The following is a 645-nucleotide window of genomic DNA, read 5'->3' on the forward strand; positions in this document are numbered from 1 at the left end:
GATGGCGACCGGGTGCTGCCCTGGAACGGCGGCACCGTCATCGACACCGTCGCGTACCAGAACCTGACCCCCGGCACCGAGTACACCCTCACGGGTGAACTCATGAACAAGGCCGATGGTTCTGCCACCGGGATCACCGGTTCCGTGACGTTCACCCCGGACGAGGCCAACGGTTCGATCGACGTGTCGTTCGTGGTGCCCGAGGGCTTCGCGGGTGAGGTGCTCGTCGCCTACGAGCAGCTCTACGAAGGCACCGACACCACCGGCGACCCCGTCGCGGTTCACGAGGACATCGACGATCCAGCTCAGACGGTCACGGTCGAGGATGCTCCGGCGCAGCCGGAGCCCGCGATCGGGACCTCGCTGGTCGACTCCGCCGATGGCGACCGGGTGCTGCCCTGGAACGGCGGCACCGTCATCGACACCGTCGCGTACCAGAACCTGACCCCCGGCACCGAGTACACCCTCACGGGTGAACTCATGAACAAGGCCGATGGTTCTGCCACCGGGATCACCGGTTCCGTGACGTTCACCCCGGACGAGGCCAACGGTTCGATCGACGTGTCGTTCGTGGTGCCCGAGGGCTTCGCGGGTGAGGTGCTCGTCGCCTACGAGCAGCTCTACGAAGGCACCGACACCACCGGC

The 645-nt window shown here is 66.7% G+C and carries 1 protein-coding gene; it reads left to right on the forward strand.

The features are described 5' to 3' along the window. Positions 1-645 (forward strand): VaFE repeat-containing surface-anchored protein (locus tag AMS65_RS17810; RefSeq protein ID WP_157502430.1); only part of this gene is annotated, 645 nt, incomplete at both ends.

Source organism: Leucobacter celer subsp. astrifaciens (genome assembly GCF_001273835.1).
Classification (GTDB): Bacteria; Actinomycetota; Actinomycetes; order Actinomycetales; family Microbacteriaceae; genus Leucobacter; species Leucobacter celer.